Origin of the sequence: Streptomyces sp. NPDC046887 (genome assembly GCF_040644755.1) — a bacterium.
Lineage (GTDB): Bacteria > Actinomycetota > Actinomycetes > Streptomycetales > Streptomycetaceae > Streptomyces > Streptomyces lichenis.
The window spans coordinates 291,476-308,589 of the sequence record NZ_JBEYXH010000002.1; the positions used below are offsets into that span (position 1 = coordinate 291,476).

Sequence of the window (17,114 nt, forward strand, 5' to 3'; positions counted from 1 at the left end):
TCGGCGGGATGGATGGTCAACGGGCCTCCGCTCCGTCGGTGCCGTGGGTACGGCGGATCTCGATGCGGTCCTCGCCCTCGCCGAAGACGGCGACCGGCTCGGAGTTGGCCAGGGCGTCCCGCACGGTGGGCAGGTCGCGGGCGTCCCGCCGTACGGTCGGTGAGGCGACGACGTAGTCCACGTCGCGCCAGCCGCCGGGCAGGGTCCTGGCCACGGCCGGGTCCAGGTCGGCCTTGTAGAACCAGATGGCGCCGAGCCCGGGTGCGTACCCGGAGTGCACCAGGTCGAGCCAGAGGGCGTCATCGGTGAGCACCCGGGTGTTCGCCGGGTCGGGCACCTGGGTGTCCAGCCAGCGGGCGGCCGCCCGGTACGGGGCGTTGGCGTCGGCCGTCATGGCGGTGCGGTCGCCCTCGTACCAGCGGGGTGCCACGTACACCAGGGCGGTGGCGGCGAGCAGCGCGGCGGCGGTCCGGCGCAGCGGCACCAACCGGGGCCGCTGCCGGCCCTTGCGCAGCACCGCGTGGGCCACGCTGGCCGCGCCGCCGGCCAGGACCAGGGCGAGGAAGGGCAGCGCCTGGATGACGTACATCGCGGGCAGATAGCCGGAGGGGCGCAGGGCGACGGCGGTGAGCACCGCGAGCGCCAGCGCCGGACCGGCCAGCGCCCGGGCGGTGACCGACCAGCGCAGGGTGAGCAGCAGCAGCGCGGCGCCGGCCAGACCGCCGAGCGGCAGCACCCGGTCGTAGTAGAGCCAGGAGTCCAGCACCCCGTGGGAGCCGGTGCCCTCGGTCAGCAGGAAGCCGGAGCCGGGGCGGCTCATCTGGTACGTGATGCCGTCCCAGAGCGACACATGCCCGGCGCCCGGCCACAACTCGCCCTTGAGCAGGGCGAACAGCGGGTAGGAGAAGCCGATCAGGGCGCAGCCGGTGATGGCGCCGGTGACCGCGAACTTGCGGGTGTCATGGTGGCTGTGGCGCCACATGGTCACCAGCAGCGCGGGCAGCACGACCAGCATGGTCTCCTTGGTGAGCACCGCGGTGGCGGCGGCGAGACCGGCGCCGAAGTGGTGCCAGAGGTGGCGGCTGGGCGAGGCGGCCAGGCAGAACGCCAGCAGCATCCACAGCACGGCCAGGTTGTCGAGGAAGATCTCCCGCTGGAGGACGACCGAGAGCGGCGAGAGCCCGAACAGCGCCATGGCCAGTCCGGCCGCCCAGCGCGGCAGCCACAGCCGCCGCGCCAGTACGTACACCAGCACCGCGCTGACCGCGCTGACCAGCAGCATCGCGATCCGCATGGTGGCGACCACCATGGTGTCGGGGGCGATCAGCGACGGTATCCAGGTGAGCGCGGCGATCTGCATCCAGCCGAGCGGGGGATGGTCGTACCAGTACGTGTAGTGGGCCAGCCCCTCGCCCTGCTGGACGGCCCAGGCCTGGGCGAGATAGGTGCCCTCGTCGTCGCTGAGCGCCGGGTAGTCACCGATGTTCCAGCCCTGGACGACCAGGATCGCCACCAGCACGACCCCGCACAGCAGCAGATCGGGGCGGGAGGAGCGGAAGCGGACGGTGGGCCGGACGGTGACCCGCCGCTTGTCGGGGCGCTGATCGGCCGGCGCGGGTGCGGCGACCGGTACGGAGGTGGGGGTGGCGGTCGCCGGAGGCAGGATCGCGGTCCCACCGGACGGCGGGATGGCGGCCGGGGGCAGGGTCGCGGTCATCGGGTGGCTTCCTCCCGTACGAGATGGGCTCCGACATGGCTGGTCAGCTCCCACTCGCTGCGGCCGCGCTGCTCCCGCCAGACCGCGCGCACCGCGGCGCCGGCCAGCAGCAGCTGATAGAACGGGCCCCCGGCGATGAGCTTGAGGTAGTGCGCGAGCCGTACGCGCAGGCCGTACTGGCGGCCGAAGTCATGCAACCCGACGATCTCGAAGACGAAGGTCACCATGGCGGTGATCATCGGCAGGAAGGTGATGAAGGCGACGCCCACCGGCACGTCCAGGAAGAGCGCCACGGCGACGTTCAGCGGGATGACCACCCCGGTGAAGGCCTGCATGAACGGGGTGGTGAGGGTGTGCCGGGCGAGCATCCGCTGCCCGAGGGTGGGCAGCCGGCGCCAGTCCCGCTTCCGGTAGACCTGGAGGAAGCCCTGGTTCCAGCGGGTGCGCTGCTTCAGCAGGCTGACCAGGGTGCCGGGGGTCTCCTCGCGGGTGACCATGTCGGCGTCGTAGGCGACGACTACCTTCTTGCCGGCGCTGGAGAGCCGTACGCCCAGGTCGCAGTCCTCGGCCAGGCAGTTCGGGTCCCAGCCGCCGGCCTCGCGCAGCACCCCGGTGCGGACGAAGACGGTGTTGCCGCCGAGCGGGATGAAGCCCTTGGCGGCGTGCAGATGGAGCCGGCTGCGGAACCAGAAGAAGTACTCCAGGCAGTTGCGCAGCGCGTACCAGCTGGAGTGGAAGTTGATCAGCTGTACACCGCCCTGGACCACATCGGCGCCGGTGGCGGTGAAGGCGTGGTCCACATGCGCCAGCAGCGCCGGGTGCACCTGGTCCTCCGCGTCGAACACCCCGACGACCTCGCCCCGGCAGTGCGGCAGCGCCGTGTTGAGCGCCTTCGGCTTGTTCTTGGTCTCATGGGTGTCGGTGATGACGCGGACCCGGTCCGGGTCGCGGGCGGCGGCCCGTTCGGCCACCTCGGCGGTCTCCGGGTCGTCATGGCCGACGATGACGATGATCTCGAAGTCCCGGTGGCCGGACTCCAGCAGCCGGTCGATGGTGTGCTCCAGCACGGCCTGCTCGTGCCGGGCGGGCACCAGCAGCGAGAAGGACAAGCCCTCGGCGCCGGCCGGGCTTTCGAACCGGGTGGCGGCAAGCGTCTCCGGCGTACGCCAGGCGTGCATCTGCCACCACAGGGTGAAGGCCGCCATCCAGAACAACGCCAGTGAGACGGCGGCCACGAACACGGAAACGAGCATGCGGAATTCCCCCCTCGACCGGCCGCGCCATCGCGAACGCACCCGATGGCGGCGGGCCGCCACCGGGGCCGGTCGTGCTCCCGGCAAAGACAGTTCGGCGAAGCGGCAGATCGGCTGGTCGGCCGATCGGCGCAGCTGAGATCGGGCGGATCCGCGGCTCGGCGAAACGACGGAACGGCGGATCAGCGGAACGGCCGATCAGCCGACCGTTCGATCAATGGACCGTCCGATCAGCGGCGGACGCGGCAGGACCCCCCTGGCCGTCGTCGCCTTCGTCCGGCCTTCGCGCGCGCCCTCCCCAGAACGAGCGCGAAAGCTTCCCCTCCTATGCCGCCTGAGAATAGAGCCCGGAAGCGGCCGTGTGCTGCCGTCTGGCAGAAAAACCGTATATTCCGCGTTAGTTGGCCAGTTTCCGTGTCAGTTCCGCCGGGTCCGTGGTAGGTGCGTCGCAGACGAAGTGGCGGCAGACATAGGCGGCCGGGCGGCCCCCGACCAGCGGCCGGTCCCTGAGCAGCGGAAACTCCGCCTCCTCCCCGTCCCTTCCACCGTCCGGACGGCCGTGGGCGATGACCGCGCCGGGCGCCGTGGACAGCAGCGCCGCCCGCAGCAGCTCTCTTCCCGCCACCTCCTCAGCCCCTGTCCTTTCCCCTGCCCCTTCCTCTCCCCCGGACACGATGGCGACCTCACGCGGCCCGTCGAGCAGCGCCTCGACGGTGGCGAGCCCCCAGCCGATGAAGCGCGGGGCGCGCGGTCCGAGCGCGGTGACCACACCGAGGGCGCCCTCGGCGGCGGTGCGATGCGCTTCGGAGCCGGTGTGCGCGGCGTACGACAGCAACGCGCCGGCGGCCGCGGTCCAACCGGACGGGGCCGCGTTGTCGGTCGGATCCTGCGGCCGGCGGATCAACTGCTCGGCGTCATGCGCGGTGTCGAACAGCGCGCCCCCTTCCCCCCTGAACCGGTCCAGCACCAGGTCCAGCAGGAAGCCGGCGAACTCCAGCCAGACGCCCTCGCCGGTGACGGTCGCCAGCGCGAGGAACCCCTCGGCCACGTCCGCGTAGTCCTCCAGCACCCCGGCGTTGGCCCCGGCCCGCCCGTCCCGGGAGGTACGGGTCAGCCGCGCCGACTCGTCCATATGCACCCGTACGAGCAGATCGGCGGCCTCCGTCGCCCGGTCGACCAGGTCGGGGCGGTCGAACAGGGCGCTCGTCTCGGCCAGAGCCGCGATCGCCAGCCCGTTCCAGGCGGCCACGATCTTGTCGTCCCGGCCGGGGCGGGGCCGCTCCTCGCGCGCGGCCAGCAACCGCCCCCGGATGTCCGCGATCCGCCCGGCCTCCGCCACCCCCTCCCCCTGCGGCAGTTGCAGCACCGAGGCGCCCTCCTCGAAGGTGCCCTCCGCCGTCACCCCGAAGTGCCGGGCGGCGTACTCGGCGTCCTCCTCGCCCAGCACCTCCACCAGCTGCGCGGGCGTCCAGACGTAGTACGCCCCCTCCACATGCCGCCCGCTCGCCGGGTCCTCGCTGTCCGCGTCCAGCGCCGAGGCGAACCCTCCCTCCGGGGTCCGCAGCTCCCGCACCATGAAGTCCGCGGTCTCCAGCGCCACCCGCCGCGCCAGCTCACTCCCGGTACTCCGCCATAGATGCGCATACACCCGACACAACAGCGCATTGTCATACAACATCTTCTCGAAATGCGGCACGACCCACTCACGATCCACCGAGTACCGGGCGAACCCGCCGCCCAGCTGGTCGTAGATCCCGCCCCGGGCCATCCGCTCACAGGTGTCGGCCGCCATCTGCAACGCACCCTCCGCCCCCGTCCGGGCGTGGTGGCGCAGCAGGAACTCCAGCACCATGGACGGCGGGAACTTGGGCGCCCCGCCGAAGCCGCCGTGGTTGGCGTCGTACTCCCGGGTCAGCCCCAGCAGCGCCTGCGCCAGCTCCGCCTCCCCCGGCGCCCCGGCACCGCCCACCGCCAGCGACCGCCCGGCCAGCTCCCGCACGATGTTCCCGGCGACCTCGGCCACCTCCTCGCGCCGCCCCCGCCAGGCCGCGCTCACCCCCTCCAGCACCTGCCCGAAGGAGGCCATCCCGTGCCGGGGCTCGGGCGGGAAGTACGTCCCGAAGTAGAACGGCTCCGCGTCCGGCGTCAGGAACACCGTCATCGGCCACCCGCCCTGCCCGGTCGCCGCCTGCACCGCCTCCATGTACACCGCGTCCACGTCGGGCCGCTCCTCGCGGTCCACCTTGACGTTGACGAAGTGCTCGTTCATATACGCGGCGGTGGTGGCGTCCTCGAAGGACTCGTGCGCCATGACGTGGCACCAGTGGCACGCGGAGTAGCCGACCGAGAGCAGAACGGGTACATCACGCCGTTTCGCTTCCTCGAACGCCTCAGCTCCCCACGGCCACCAGTCGACCGGATTGTCGGCATGCTGAAGCAGATAAGGCGAGGTCACACCAGCCAACCGGTTCATACGACCCAGCCTCTCACAGCGTCTGCCGCGACCGGTGAAACACTGACGAGCCCGCCTCACTTGGCCGAATTGCACGTATGCGCCATGACATGGCGAGCGGCTCCTTCCCTTCCGCACCCTTCCGAGTCGGGCAGCCCCGCACCTCGAAACAGTAGGCTTGGCGCAGCAGCGCCGGACCTGCCGAGGCCTCTCGAAGGAGGTACACCATGACCGCCGAGATGGTGGCGCCCGCGTGGATGCATACGCAGATCAGCGCGGAGCAGTACGACTCCTGGTCCGAGGAGCAGTGCGCCGGCATCGAGATCGTGGACGGGATGGTCGTCGTGAGCCCGAGCGCCTCCAAGCGCCACAACCGGCTGGCCCGTATCCTCGCCAACGCCCTGGACACCGCCGCAGGCCCGGACTGGAACGCCGACACGGACTTCGACGTCCGCCTGCAAGACGTTCCCCTCACCAACCGCCGTCCGGACGTCATCGTCTATCAGGCGGAAACCATCGACCTCACGCCTACCCGCCCCGAGCACGTACTCCTGGTCGTCGAGGTGGTGTCGCCCGGCTCGGAGACCACCGACCGGATCGTGAAGGTCGACCAGTACGCCAAGGCTGGCATCCCCTTCTACTGGCGGGTCGAACAGGCCGCCACCGGGGTCCCGATCGTGTACACCTACGTCCTCGACCCCGCCACCAAGGCTTACAGGGACGGCGAGATGTTCACCGGCACAGTGAAGGCGACCGCACCTTTCTCCATCACGGTCGACCTTGGGGAAAATTAAGGAACGGAAAGTCGCCCGTCTTCGACATTTCACGGGTCGCACCCACATGCTCACGCCGCGTCGAGTTCTCCTGTTCCATAGCGCAAGGCTTCGGGACAAAATAGGCGTGTGCAGACGCCCCGGGGGGATCAAGAATGAGTGAGGCGGCGTGATTATGGGCCCCGATCCCACCTGCGCGGACGACGCCTCGTTCTGTCGCTCCCGCCACCATGAAGCTGTTCAGATCACGGAGCAGATCTTAGTTCTTCTATGAGCGATTTGACGGTCACCCTCTCCTCTTCACAGTAAACAGTACTTCCAAACACACATAGCAGTTGCTCGCAGCGAGCAATATCCGCCTCTTCATCACCTCCATCCAGAACCATGTATTGGTTCTTAACCCACTGCTGTATTGTAAATCGGAAAAGCTCTTGATTCGCGAGCCTCACGAGATGGTCACATACCGCGAAGGCGCGCTGAACCAGAGGTGCGTTCAATTTGACTCTATAAACTTCGCCCCTGGTGACAAAAACACCCAAACGTCTCGCACCATCAGAGTCCAAGTGTCCTCGCCAGTGGGCCGCCGCATGCCTGATTTGGCAAATTGTCTCAAACGCTTCAACAGCAGCACTCAACTCGCGATGCTTACTCGCCTCGAATTTTGTGAACCTCTTTATTTCTTTAAAAATAACCCCCTTCGAGCTGAACAGTGACCGCTCAAGCAGTGCAAGACTCAGCAACTCCTGCGGATAAGCTGCTGCTGCCGAGTAATTTAAGGCCTCTCTACCTATATTATCTGCCGTGAGAGGACACACTGCCGCCAGCGAACTCAGCAAGCGTCGAAAATACGATTCAGTCGAACTTACCACCGAAATTATGAACATCTCGGCAAGAACATCAGGGTGGGCAGCCGCGTCAATTATTCCGCTCGTTCTAGCCAGCGCAACCAGCGCAGCTTCAAACTCATCGATTGCAGATCCGGGGCTGTGCTCGACTCCTGTGACGCAGTCAGCAAGTTGCATCGTTTCTGGCTGGGAGCCAGCCGATACCTGAGGCCCTCTACTCATAGACGAACTCCTCTGCGAGCACTCGAATTCGGCTAGCCTTGACCGGCCCCACGTAGGGGACCTTCAACAATACCTGCCGATCGTCATCCAAGAGGATATCCTTGACTTTTCTAATGTCGCTATTGCTCTTGATCCTGTCCAGCAGAGAGTTCCCGATTGGCAGTTTTTCGATCGGAGCATCCAGCAATTCCTCGAATACCGATACCTGCTCAAGTCGGGTGCCACACGTGGAGCAGAATCGCGCTTCCGGATTATCTCTTTCGGTTTGACAATTCGAGCAGGCGCCGAGATTGAGACGGCAACGACTCTGATAGTCCTCACCCAGCAGTGTTCCAACCTGCCGACGGACCCGAACATGGGGGTCACGACGAGTCAGGGCTTGGATGGCAGAGGCCACACTGGGATTTCTACCCAACCCCAAGGCCGTCTTGGTAATGAGGAGGCTGAAGTGCGGGACAAGTACTCTGAAGTTAGCTTTCCCCATGCTGATCCCCCCTGCCACCGGCCTCACTACGCCCGCATATTCCAGAAAACCAAGAACTCTTTCGATCTCCGCGCTCACGGGCTCCTGAACCAGTAGCGTGGACGCTCTCCCGGTGTCCGAATCCGCTGCCACCCTGCGATCGTTGTACTCACGGATCGCTTCAATTCCATTGTCGACGAATTGCTGGCCAATCGCTACGAAATTCTTGTAGCGGGGCAGCTTGTCCTCAAGCGAGGTAAAAACTTTTAGCGCACCATTAGCATTCTCGGCGATAGCCGCATCAGCCAATCGACGCGCGGTCGACTGGCGATGAGCCGTGTCCGACTCCTCCAGAACTTGAGCAATCATTGCAAGGAAAGCGCGGGGAACACCGAACGACGCGAGGGCGAGATAGTCGATTACACCGTCGCGCTGCGACAATCTTTCGAAGTTGTCCTTCGTGAGACGTCGCTCAGCGATGTCACGCATCATCTCTGCAAAGCCTGGCGAATCCGTCTTGAGCCATACGCTGGTGAGCTGGGCGTCCTGCCCCACATGAAACCTGGGAGTATAGCTGGTGACACCGGGATACACGGCAGCCTTTGCGCTTACGCTACGCGACCGCAAGGCGCCAAACACTTCGAAGAACTCGCGCTGCTGCTCGGCAGAGAATGCATGGGCAGCATCATCCAGCAGAAGAACGGTTCGACGTCGACCTGTGTGCTTTTTGCAAATCTCCAAGAAATCAAGGACTCCGGTGATGTCGAACGAGCTTTCCGGCGCCCTTTCCAAGTGCCTACGCTCAACGGCAGAAACCAAATCATGCGCCGTGCGGCACAGGGCATCCAGCCCTTCCGGTACAGACACCTCCAATTCGCGCAGGGTGGCTGAAGCTCCTGCAACCACTTGGGCAAGAATCCACTGACGGAAGAAGGGAAGGGCCGTAGCCGACCGGCGGAATTCCGGCTCGATCGAGATTGAATTCGAGTAGTTCACGTACACAGGAAAGACTTTTGAGCCACCCAATTCCCTGTAATACGCCATTTTCAGGTAGGTGCTCTTGCCCGATCCACGAGGACCGATTAGCAGCCTCTGGCCCGGCGATTCGAGGGAGTTCAGAATTGAGTGCTCCCGTTCGCTCAGCACGGTCCATGCCTCGAGTTGCTTGCGGCTCAGATCTTCAGCCCGAAGGTTACCGCCGAGGATGTCATTAGAATCCGGCTGAGGCTGGTCAACAGCATTTTTACTCAAATTACGCCACTCCACCCATAGCGGACTTCTAGGACATCGGAATACTTCACCAAATCGAATAAGTCCGCCAAACAGGACATCGAAGATTTGGCCCTCTCGGGGAACTCTAATCCACCTCTAGGCTTTGGTTCCCGTCTTTAGGTCCTTACGCCCACTCGAGCTCATCCGGTCGGGCGGTGCCCGCCCGCACCAGTCAGGGTGGACCGGTTGCGGCTCACACACGACCAGTCCCCTCGGAGGCGTCGGCAGATACGACGCACGCGAGCCGTGCAGAGCTGCATGGCTCCGAAGCAATCTCTCAAAGGGCGCTGCCGCGGACCGTCCACGCCCGATTGTCAAGGCCTCGCGACTCTGCACGTACGTCCTGCCCAGGTTGGCCAGCGCCGGAGCTACCTGATTGCGAACATCTACTGGCACCAGTGGCAGCTGCTGTACCCCACGCTGAGCAGCACGGGCACGTCGCGCCGCCGCGCCTCCTCGAACGCCTCCGGTGACCACGGCCACCAGTCGACCGGGTTGTCCGCGTGCTGAAGCAGGTACGGGGAGGTCTCGCCAGCCAGCCGGTTCATACCGGCATCGTCGCACGGCCCGGGGCGTGAGGCCCCGAACCGAGGGCGGATCCACGGGTGAGGAAGATCAGTGGGCACGGCTCGGTGAAGGGCCGGGGCGCGCTTCCCCCGCTGCTCGGCCGGAATCCTCAGGAGCCGGTCAGCTGCTTGCGGGGAGGGGCCGTCTCCCAGGTGATGCGACTGCCGCACAGGGTGACGACGAACGCGCAGAGGCATACCAGGCCCAGGCCCCAGGCCAGGTTGGTGGCGTGTGCGACGAAGCCGATGACCGGGGGCCCGGCCAGCAGCCCCACGGTGCCCATGGTCGCCACCAGCGTCAGAGTGTCCGAACTGCGCCGGGCCGCGGCCGCGTACACACACGGGGTCACCGCGGCGATGCCGAGGCCCATGATCGCGAACCCGAGCAGCGCCGGGACCACCCCGCCGGACAGCAGAGCCGCGCCGAGGCCGGCTCCGGCCAGAGCACTGCCCAGCACGACGACCCTGCCGTCGCCCAGGCGGCTGCGCCAACCGTCGGCGAACAGGCGGGCCACCACCATCATTCCGGAGACGACCGCTATGCCCAGCGGAGCGACCTGCTCGGAAGCCAGCGCGACCTCTTCCATGTAGAGCGTGGACCAGTCGTTCATGGCGCCTTCGGCGACGGTGCCGAAGGCCATCGCACAGCACATCCAGAGCGTCACACCGGCGGGTGTCGACCAGCGGGCCCGGGTCTTCCTCGCTTGAGGTGCGGCGGGGGCCGCGTCGGGGAGGAGCCCGCCGTGCGCGCAGGCGGCGAGGAGTACGAGGAGAAGCGCCGCGACGCCGAAGTGCGTGAGAACGGAGTCGGTGAACGCGTTCATGCCGGAGGCGAGCAGGGCCGCTGCGAACGAGCCACCGCTGAACGTGGCGTGCAGCTTCGCCATGGTGTTGCGCCCGTAGGTGGTCTCCAGGACCGAACCCTGCGCGTTCATCGCGGTGTTGAGACACCCCACGAGGACGCCGTCCGCGCACAGCACAAGGAGCGCGGTCGGGTAGTTCGGTGCCACCGCGAGGGCCGGCAGCAGCAGGGTGAGACCGAGGGTGGACACCAGGGCGAGCCGCCGTGAGCCCATCCGCCGCATCAGATACGCCACCAGGGGGAAGGACGCGGCGGCGCCGATGCCGGCCGACATCAGCAGCATGCCGACTTCGGCCGCGGTGAGGCCGAGTGCGGCCTTGAGGGCCGGCACGCGGGACGCCCAGGTGGCGTACTGGAAGCCGAGCGCGGTGAAGAGGGCGGCTGTAGCCAGTTGACCGCGCAGGAAGGGGTCGTGGACACGGAGCACCGGAGTCAGCTCACTTCAGGTGGTAGGGGCGGGCCGGCCGGTGCCGGGGTGGCGGCCGGCCGGGAGGGTGAGGCTTCGTCGGTCAGTGACCGGGACATATAGCGGGCGCCCTCGTGGTACGCGTCCACCGCCGCCGCGTCCGCGTGGTGGGTGAACCCCCGGGCCGACCAGAATCGTTCGCTTCCGCCGACCGCGACGAGGGATATCCGCTCGTACCCCTGCGCGCGGGCGGTCTTCTCCAGATGGGCCAGCAGGCGGTGGGCCAGGCCCTGCCGGCGGTGCGCGGCGGCGATCACGATGTCGTGCAGATGGAGGTTGCGCGAGGGGAAGCCGCCGCCCTCCACCTGGCCGAGATCCGGGTACCGCCCGGCGGGGTACGGGAGCGAGAGCAGGTAGCCGGCGGGCCTTTCGGCGATCTCCACGACGAAGCAGGTCGTGGGAGAGGCATCCGCCCGGGACCGCAGAGCGGTGCGCTCCTCGGAGAGCCCCAGTCCGGAGTACGCGGAGGACTCCATCGCGACGACGGCGTCCCAGTCGCCCTCCGCGACGGGGCGGATCAGAAGGTCCTCCGTCACCGCCCGCCCCCGGTGGTCGTGTAGGTCAGCGGGGCGACGCCGTTGAATCCCTCGGTCATGTAGCTGATCCCGTACGCCCCGGTGGACAGCACCCAGACCGGGTCCCCGGAGGCCAGCTCCCGCGGTACCTGTACCAGGCGGTGCTCGGCGGCGTACGCGTCGTCGCTGTCACAGGTGGGGCCCGCGATCACGGCGGGAACCGTGGGGACGTCATCGCCGTGCGTCGGGAAGACGAGCCGGTACTGCAGCGCGTCCATCTCGTACAGCCCGTTGAACTTGCCGCAACTCAGGTAGAGCCAGTGCCGGCGCACGCCGTCCGGCATCTCGCGGGTCGACAGACGTACCACCCGGCCGCGGACGGCGCCCTGGTCGGCCACCAGGAAACGTCCCGGCTCCATCACGAAGCGCAGGTCCTCGCCGTGGACGCGGCGCAGGCCGGCCATGCCTTCGCGGAGCACGGCGAAGATCTTGTCGATCGGAGGGTCGAGGGCCACTCCGCGTCGGTCGGTGTAGCCCAGCGCGGGAAGACCGCCCCCGAGGTTGACGTGGTCGAGCCTTATTCCTCGCGAGCTGAGGGCGTCCATGACGGCGGCGACGCGTTCGACGGCCGCGTACCAGGTGTCCGGGTCCATCTGCTGCGAGCCGACATGGACCGAGAGGCCGGCCGGGGTCAGACCGAGGGATCGGGCGGCTTCCAGCAGGCGTACGGCGTCCTCGGGCGAGCAACCGAACTTGTCCTTGAGCCCCCACAGGGCGCCGGTACCGGTCGTCGCCACCCGGCAGAAGACCCGTGCTCCCGGCGCGTGCGCCGCGATGGCCCGCACGTCCTCGACGCTGTCGGTGGCGAAGTCCGTGATCCCCATCCGGTGGGCCACCGCGATGTCCCGGTCGGATTTGATGGTGTTGCCGTAGTGCAGCCGGTCGGCCGGCACTCCGGCCCGCAGCGCCTGGGCGATCTCCGGGACGCTGGCCGCGTCGACGCCGCAGCCTCGGGCCGCCAGGTACGTGATCACCTCGTCGACCGGGCAGGCCTTCATGGCGAAGCGGAGGTCGACGCCGGGGAGCTCGTCGAGCAGCAGGGCGTGCTGCCGGCCGATGCCGTCCAGGTCGAGCACGATCTGGTCGGGGCCGGTGTGCTCCAGTTCCGCTGCCAGCCGGGTGGAGAGTGCCTTCATCGCCGCTCGCCCCCCTCGGAGCCGCCCGCGGGCGTCCGGGCGGCCGCCCGCACCAGCGGCTCCCACTCCTCGATGAGGAAGGCGAAGTCCTCCATATCGCTCCGGGCCTCCGCCACGAGGTGGTGGTGGCGCGCGCCCAGGTGGTCGGCGAGCTCGGCGTACCGGCCGCCCAGTACGCGGTAGGCGGCGTCGAGACGGCGCAGGCGCTCGTGGTTGTCGGCCGGGTCGAGACCGGTGCTCTGCCGGACGAGTCCGGCGACGGCGGCGGCCCGTACCTGGCCCTCGTCGTCGAGCAGGGTGTCCCCGGCCTGGGCCAGGGCCTCGTAGACGGCGTTGTGGTAGAGCATCGAGAGGAGGAACTTGGCGAAGCGGGTCTGGTAGGCGAGGAAGCCCGCGTCGGTTCGGCGCTCCGCGGTATGGAAGTTCACTATGTTGCGGTTGTGGAGGACGCCGGGGAGCCCGGCGTGCCGCACCAGGTGGAGCAGGAAGTAGTCGCTGCCGATGGTGTCGGTGGCCGGCGGCAGGGGAACGCGCCGGTGTACGTCCTGGAAGGCGATGTTGCACATGTCGACCCGCATGGGATCGACGAGGCACAGCGTGGTGCGGTCCTGCTCGAACTCCGCTTGGCCGGCGCCCCGGAAGGACTCCTCGACCAGTTCCCGCTTCTGCTCGGGCGAGTGGTCCAGGGGCGCCCACAGACTGACGATGTCGTGGTAGACATCGTTGTCGAGTGCCGCTATCTCGTCGATGTCCACCGAGGGCGGGCCGATGAAGGAGCTGCCGACCATGGAGACGCGACGGGGCAGGCTCTCGGGGGCCAGGGCTGTCGCGGAGACCGACCGGGAGGCCTCCTCGGCCGTCAGGCCGAGCGATCCGAGTTCATGGTGGACGGGGAAGACCGAAGCGCCGTCGGACACTTGGTAGCGGCTGTCGGAGTCCCTGCGGTGAACCGACTCGCACCCGAGGGCGAAGCTGATCAGGAAGGCGCGGTTGGTGCAGGCTCCGTAGGAGGTGGCGTTCGGCAGCATCAGGCGGAGCAGCAGTTCGGGCTTGGCGGCCCCGGACCGGTCGATCACCCGGCGGAGGAAGTCGCGCTGGTCGTCCTCGTCGAGGTGGTGGACGACGACGCGCGGGTGCGGGGCGAGGCCTCGTACGGCTGCGCGGTGCTCCTCGTACGTGGCGCTGTCGCAGGAGTCCAGGATCAGCAGGTGGACCTCGACGTCGAAGTGCTCGGCGGCATAAACCGCTTCCGCCCCGGTGGCCGCTATCGTCGCCGCGCAGGCCCGGTTGGTGGGAAGCGTCAGGCAGATTCTTCGCATGCCCGCTCCTGACCGTGCTCGTCGAGGTCCTGGCCGTGCCAGCCGGTGAGACCGAGCAGCTTGCTCCCCAGTTCGTCCAGCGTGGCCCGTCCGTACCGCTCGGACTCGGGACGGGTCGCGTCACCGAGGAGCGTTCCGTTCCAGGTCGGTGTGGAGAGGTCGCGCCAGGAGAGGATGCGTTCGCGACGCAGGCGCTGGTTGCCATCCAGGGCGGGCATCATGGAGAGGTACTGGACCGCTCGCACCTTGTCCGGGGACTGGTTCGGGGCCACGCCGTGAGCCAGGAAGCCGTTGAATATCAGCAAGTCCCCGGCTTTCAACTCCGGCCGTATGACGGGCAACTCGCTTCGGTCGATCGCGGGTCGGATCGGGTCCCGGCCGGCCGGCTGGAGCGCCTTCCACCGGTCGAAGTCGCGGAACAGCTCGGGGCAGCACTGGAAGCCGCCCTGTTCGGCGCTGGTGTCGTTCAGGGCGATGATGCCCTGGACTCGCTGCGGCGGGACGCCGAGCGTGGAGTCGACGTCCCAGTGGAGGTTGATGTCGAAGCCCGTCTCGCGGACCTCGATCAGGGATCGGTCGCGGGTCTTGATGTTGGGCGGATTGAGATTCAACCGGTCGAGGGTGACCCACAGTTCCTCGCAGTCCCACACGTCGACGAACGCGTCGTAGACCCGGCGGTTCTGGCGGCTGTTCCAGAGAAGCTGGTGGTGGTACGCCTCGACGAATCCGTAGATGTGCAGCTCCTGGTCCAGTTCGGACCGGTACTCACGCTCGTCGTACCAGGTCTCCGGGCGTTCCGGATCCAGGCCCTGGAATTCCCAGGAGAAGTCGAGGAGCTCTCGGGCGGATGCTTCCGGGATGGCCTGCTTGACGACCACGTAGCCGTAGTTCTGCCAGAAGGCGAAGTCCTCTTCGGAGAGCACCCGGAGGGGACGGGTCTTCTCGATGTCACGCAGAGGTGTCTGCGCGAGGTAGGTCTCGCCGTCGGCGCTGAAGTACGGGCGATCAGAGGACGCACGATGGAGGTAGGAACTAGCCATTGAAATGTATCGCTCCGTGGCTCGATGGGGTCATGACGCTGGGAACGGAAGGGGTTCGAGGCCGCACCGATGGAGGTTGGGCACCGCCGATCGCCGTGCGAACGGGCGCAGTTCCCGGAGCGGGCCACCTTCCGGTCACGAAGGTTCTGCCGGCTTGCGCTCCCCGAGTGCAGGTGCAACCAAGCTGGACTAGACCAATGCCCATTGTCAACCATCTCCGGCGACGTGACGTACGGTCATATCACCTCAGCTGCCAGTGAGTTCACGATCTATTCGCATGCCGGTCGGAGCCAGGCCGCCTTGATGGCTTGACACCGAAGGTCGGCTTCAGGGCAGACTATTGGTCCATACCAAACGGCGGCAGTGCACTGCGGCGGGCTGCTGCATGGGGGCTGCGCAGCGCCCCGTGCGAAAGGCGCAGAAACATGTCCAGCAGTGCCGGCAAGGACCTGCGACGGCAGGCCCTCAACCTCTCGCAGCCGGGCTGTGCGGGAACGACGGCACCTGACGGGATACTCCGCGAGATCCGGAACGGGCCGGCGTCACCTGGGACTACGCTCCGAGCGTCGATGTCGACTCCCACCCGGACGACCCCGTTATCGGTGTCCGGTCCTTCGGAGCCGATCCCACGACCGTCGCCCGGCACTCCGGGGGCCTGGGTGAGGGGTCTCCAGTCGGCGGCGTCGCGGCGCGCGCCGTCATGACCGGTCACCTCCTGGCCGGGGACGGCAGCCAGACCCGCTCGCTGTGCTACGTGAGCGACACCGTGGACGGCATCCTCCGGCTCCTGTGGGCGCCGGGCGAACAGGGGCCGGTGAACATCGGCGGGACGCACGAGATGACGGTCCTCGCGACCGCCGAGATGATCCGCGGCCTCGTCGGCTCGTCCTCGTCCATCGAGTTCGTCGCCCGCCCCCAGGACGACCCGGGCCTGCGGCGGCCGGACATCAGCCGGGCCGAACGGTCCCTCGGCTGGCGGCCGGCGGTGAGCATCGAAGCCGGGATCAAGAGGACCATCGGCTGGTTCCTGGAGCGCACGCCGCCGGGACGTCAGCCCAGGGCGGCCATCAGGCCGGTGACGTAGGTGTCCAGGCGCCGTTCCAGGACGCTCGTCGTGAGATCGGTCCGCCCCGCGGCCTGGTAGGCCTGCGCCCACAGGTCGACCTCCTCGGAGCACGACAGCGCGTCCCGCACCAGCCAGTACAGGCGCTCGCCCGGCTTCGTCGCCAGCGTCCCGCCCGCCTCCTCGTACGCCTCGGCGAACCGCAGCCCCCATGACGGGTCATGGAGGAGCGCAAGGTTGGTGGAGCAGTGGGCGACGTCGAGGTCCGCCGGACCCCAGGAAGGCTGTGACCAGTCGACGACGCCGGTGATCCGGGCCTCGTCCGGACGGGACGGCACCACGTCGAACAGGACGTTGCCCGGCTGGAAGTCGCGGTGCAGGAACCGGCCTTCGTACGACGGGTCGGGCTCACGGATCACGTCGATCGCCGCGGCCCAGACGGCCTCCCGGCCGCCCTTCGGCACGACGACCGACTCCGGCGTCGTCAATGTCGCGAACGTCCGGGGGCGCTCGACGGGCTGGAGCGCGTGGATGGCCACGAGTTGACGGGCCAGCAGGGGAGCGCGGGTCTCGACGCCCTCGTCGTCGAGGACCGAGCGGCCCTCCAGGTGCGTCATCAGCAGCGACGGGTACGCGCAGTGCGCGGCCGTCGGGTCGACCGCGACCAGATCCGGCGCGAGCACCCCGGTCCCGCCGAGGAGTTCCAGGGCGCTGGCTTCCCTGGTCAGCCACTCCTCGGCATTCCGCAGGTAGAACGCGTCGACGAAACTGCGCAGCACGAGGTGACGGGTGACGGCGTCCTGGGTGCCGATGGTCAGCTTGCGCATTTCCGCGGTCATGCCACCGTGCAGCCTCGTGGTTTTGATGACCCGTTCGCCGCTGTCCAGATGCCGGTTCACCCAGGCGAGAGTCTTCGGCCGCAGATTCATGTCGTCCTGAAGGGTATTCACGGGGTCATGTGAACACGCGGGCACCAGACGACGCAAACACGTTCATCGAGCCCCAACTCGCCTGCCTCAAAGGCTACTTCGCCGCATCGGCGGCGGGGTCGACCCTCTGTTATGGTTCCGTCGAAAAGACGAGGCCGACC

13 protein-coding genes and 1 pseudogene are annotated in these 17,114 nt (G+C 67.7%); 2 read left to right on the top strand and 12 right to left on the bottom strand.

Going from position 1 to position 17,114, the window contains the following annotated elements:
• Nucleotides 1-16 precede the first annotated feature (16 nt).
• The 3 genes from ABZ945_RS04375 to ABZ945_RS04385 all read right to left on the bottom strand — a co-directional run bounded on the left by ABZ945_RS04375 (nucleotide 17) and on the right by ABZ945_RS04385 (nucleotide 5,443).
• The gene (locus ABZ945_RS04375) at nucleotides 17-1,717 is read right to left on the bottom strand and encodes a phospholipid carrier-dependent glycosyltransferase (protein WP_361263617.1); all 1,701 of its coding nucleotides are present in this window, start codon (nucleotides 1,715-1,717) and stop codon (nucleotides 17-19) included.
• Nucleotides 1,714-2,970: a glycosyltransferase gene (locus tag ABZ945_RS04380; protein ID WP_361263620.1), complete on the bottom strand. Its 1,257-nt coding sequence runs from the start codon at nucleotides 2,968-2,970 to the stop codon at nucleotides 1,714-1,716. The genes ABZ945_RS04375 and ABZ945_RS04380 overlap by 4 nt, the downstream gene beginning before the upstream one ends.
• Before the next feature lie 397 nt (nucleotides 2,971-3,367).
• Nucleotides 3,368-5,443 (bottom strand): thioredoxin domain-containing protein, encoded by a 2,076-nt coding sequence (locus ABZ945_RS04385; RefSeq protein ID WP_361263623.1) that lies wholly within the window; start codon nucleotides 5,441-5,443, stop codon nucleotides 3,368-3,370.
• Between the two features lie 206 nt (nucleotides 5,444-5,649).
• On the opposite strand from ABZ945_RS04385, the gene ABZ945_RS04390 reads away from it, so the two are divergent.
• On the top strand, nucleotides 5,650-6,216 hold the full coding sequence (locus ABZ945_RS04390) for a Uma2 family endonuclease (protein WP_361263626.1): 567 nt from the start codon (nucleotides 5,650-5,652) through the stop codon (nucleotides 6,214-6,216).
• A 224-nt stretch (nucleotides 6,217-6,440) separates the two neighbouring features.
• Here ABZ945_RS04390 and ABZ945_RS04395 read toward each other — a convergent pair whose 3' ends face one another.
• The 8 genes and pseudogenes from ABZ945_RS04395 to ABZ945_RS04430 form a co-directional block, all read right to left on the bottom strand.
• Nucleotides 6,441-7,217 carry a hypothetical protein gene (locus ABZ945_RS04395; RefSeq protein ID WP_361263629.1) on the bottom strand — a complete coding sequence of 259 codons (777 nt, stop codon included), beginning with the start codon at nucleotides 7,215-7,217 and terminating at the stop codon, nucleotides 6,441-6,443.
• A gap of 37 nt (nucleotides 7,218-7,254) precedes the next feature.
• Nucleotides 7,255-8,991 (bottom strand): hypothetical protein, encoded by a 1,737-nt coding sequence (locus tag ABZ945_RS04400; RefSeq protein WP_361263632.1) that lies wholly within the window; start codon nucleotides 8,989-8,991, stop codon nucleotides 7,255-7,257.
• Between the two features lie 398 nt (nucleotides 8,992-9,389).
• Nucleotides 9,390-9,545: pseudogene (locus ABZ945_RS04405) on the bottom strand (DUF255 domain-containing protein); the annotation flags it as partial.
• Nucleotides 9,546-9,673: 128 nt separating this feature from the next.
• Nucleotides 9,674-10,852 (bottom strand): MFS transporter, encoded by a 1,179-nt coding sequence (locus ABZ945_RS04410; RefSeq protein WP_361263635.1) that lies wholly within the window; start codon nucleotides 10,850-10,852, stop codon nucleotides 9,674-9,676.
• Between the two features lie 5 nt (nucleotides 10,853-10,857).
• The gene (locus tag ABZ945_RS04415) at nucleotides 10,858-11,427 is read right to left on the bottom strand and encodes a GNAT family N-acetyltransferase (protein WP_361263638.1); all 570 of its coding nucleotides are present in this window, start codon (nucleotides 11,425-11,427) and stop codon (nucleotides 10,858-10,860) included.
• Nucleotides 11,424-12,602, bottom strand: a complete 1,179-nt coding sequence (locus ABZ945_RS04420) for a type III PLP-dependent enzyme (protein WP_361263641.1) — start codon at nucleotides 12,600-12,602, stop codon at nucleotides 11,424-11,426. Before ABZ945_RS04420 ends, ABZ945_RS04415 begins: the two co-directional genes overlap by 4 nt.
• Nucleotides 12,599-13,921, bottom strand: a complete 1,323-nt coding sequence (locus ABZ945_RS04425) for a DUF6271 family protein (RefSeq protein ID WP_361263644.1) — start codon at nucleotides 13,919-13,921, stop codon at nucleotides 12,599-12,601. Before ABZ945_RS04425 ends, ABZ945_RS04420 begins: the two co-directional genes overlap by 4 nt.
• A complete protein-coding gene (locus ABZ945_RS04430; RefSeq protein ID WP_361263647.1) occupies nucleotides 13,903-14,961 on the bottom strand; it encodes a phytanoyl-CoA dioxygenase family protein in 1,059 nt (352 codons plus the stop codon). Before ABZ945_RS04430 ends, ABZ945_RS04425 begins: the two co-directional genes overlap by 19 nt.
• 700 nt (nucleotides 14,962-15,661) lie before the next feature.
• On the opposite strand from ABZ945_RS04430, the gene ABZ945_RS04435 reads away from it, so the two are divergent.
• Nucleotides 15,662-16,045: a hypothetical protein gene (locus tag ABZ945_RS04435; protein WP_361263650.1), complete on the top strand. Its 384-nt coding sequence runs from the start codon at nucleotides 15,662-15,664 to the stop codon at nucleotides 16,043-16,045.
• Here ABZ945_RS04435 and ABZ945_RS04440 read toward each other — a convergent pair.
• Nucleotides 16,012-16,953 carry a phosphotransferase gene (locus tag ABZ945_RS04440; protein WP_361263868.1) on the bottom strand — a complete coding sequence of 314 codons (942 nt, stop codon included), beginning with the start codon at nucleotides 16,951-16,953 and terminating at the stop codon, nucleotides 16,012-16,014. The genes ABZ945_RS04435 and ABZ945_RS04440 overlap by 34 nt on opposite strands.
• Nucleotides 16,954-17,114: the final 161 nt, after the last annotated feature.

Coding starts and splice junctions, on each gene's coding strand:
- ABZ945_RS04390 (WP_361263626.1), top strand. CDS start 5,650: ATGACCGCCGAGATGGTGGCGCCCGCGTGGATGCATACGCAGATCAGC.
- ABZ945_RS04435 (WP_361263650.1), top strand. CDS start 15,662: ATGACCGGTCACCTCCTGGCCGGGGACGGCAGCCAGACCCGCTCGCTG.
- ABZ945_RS04375 (WP_361263617.1), bottom strand. CDS start 1,717: ATGACCGCGACCCTGCCCCCGGCCGCCATCCCGCCGTCCGGTGGGACC.
- ABZ945_RS04420 (WP_361263641.1), bottom strand. CDS start 12,602: ATGAAGGCACTCTCCACCCGGCTGGCAGCGGAACTGGAGCACACCGGC.
- ABZ945_RS04430 (WP_361263647.1), bottom strand. CDS start 14,961: ATGGCTAGTTCCTACCTCCATCGTGCGTCCTCTGATCGCCCGTACTTC.
- ABZ945_RS04440 (WP_361263868.1), bottom strand. CDS start 16,953: ATGAATCTGCGGCCGAAGACTCTCGCCTGGGTGAACCGGCATCTGGAC.
- ABZ945_RS04385 (WP_361263623.1), bottom strand. CDS start 5,443: ATGAACCGGTTGGCTGGTGTGACCTCGCCTTATCTGCTTCAGCATGCC.
- ABZ945_RS04425 (WP_361263644.1), bottom strand. CDS start 13,921: ATGCGAAGAATCTGCCTGACGCTTCCCACCAACCGGGCCTGCGCGGCG.
- ABZ945_RS04380 (WP_361263620.1), bottom strand. CDS start 2,970: ATGCTCGTTTCCGTGTTCGTGGCCGCCGTCTCACTGGCGTTGTTCTGG.
- ABZ945_RS04395 (WP_361263629.1), bottom strand. CDS start 7,217: ATGCAACTTGCTGACTGCGTCACAGGAGTCGAGCACAGCCCCGGATCT.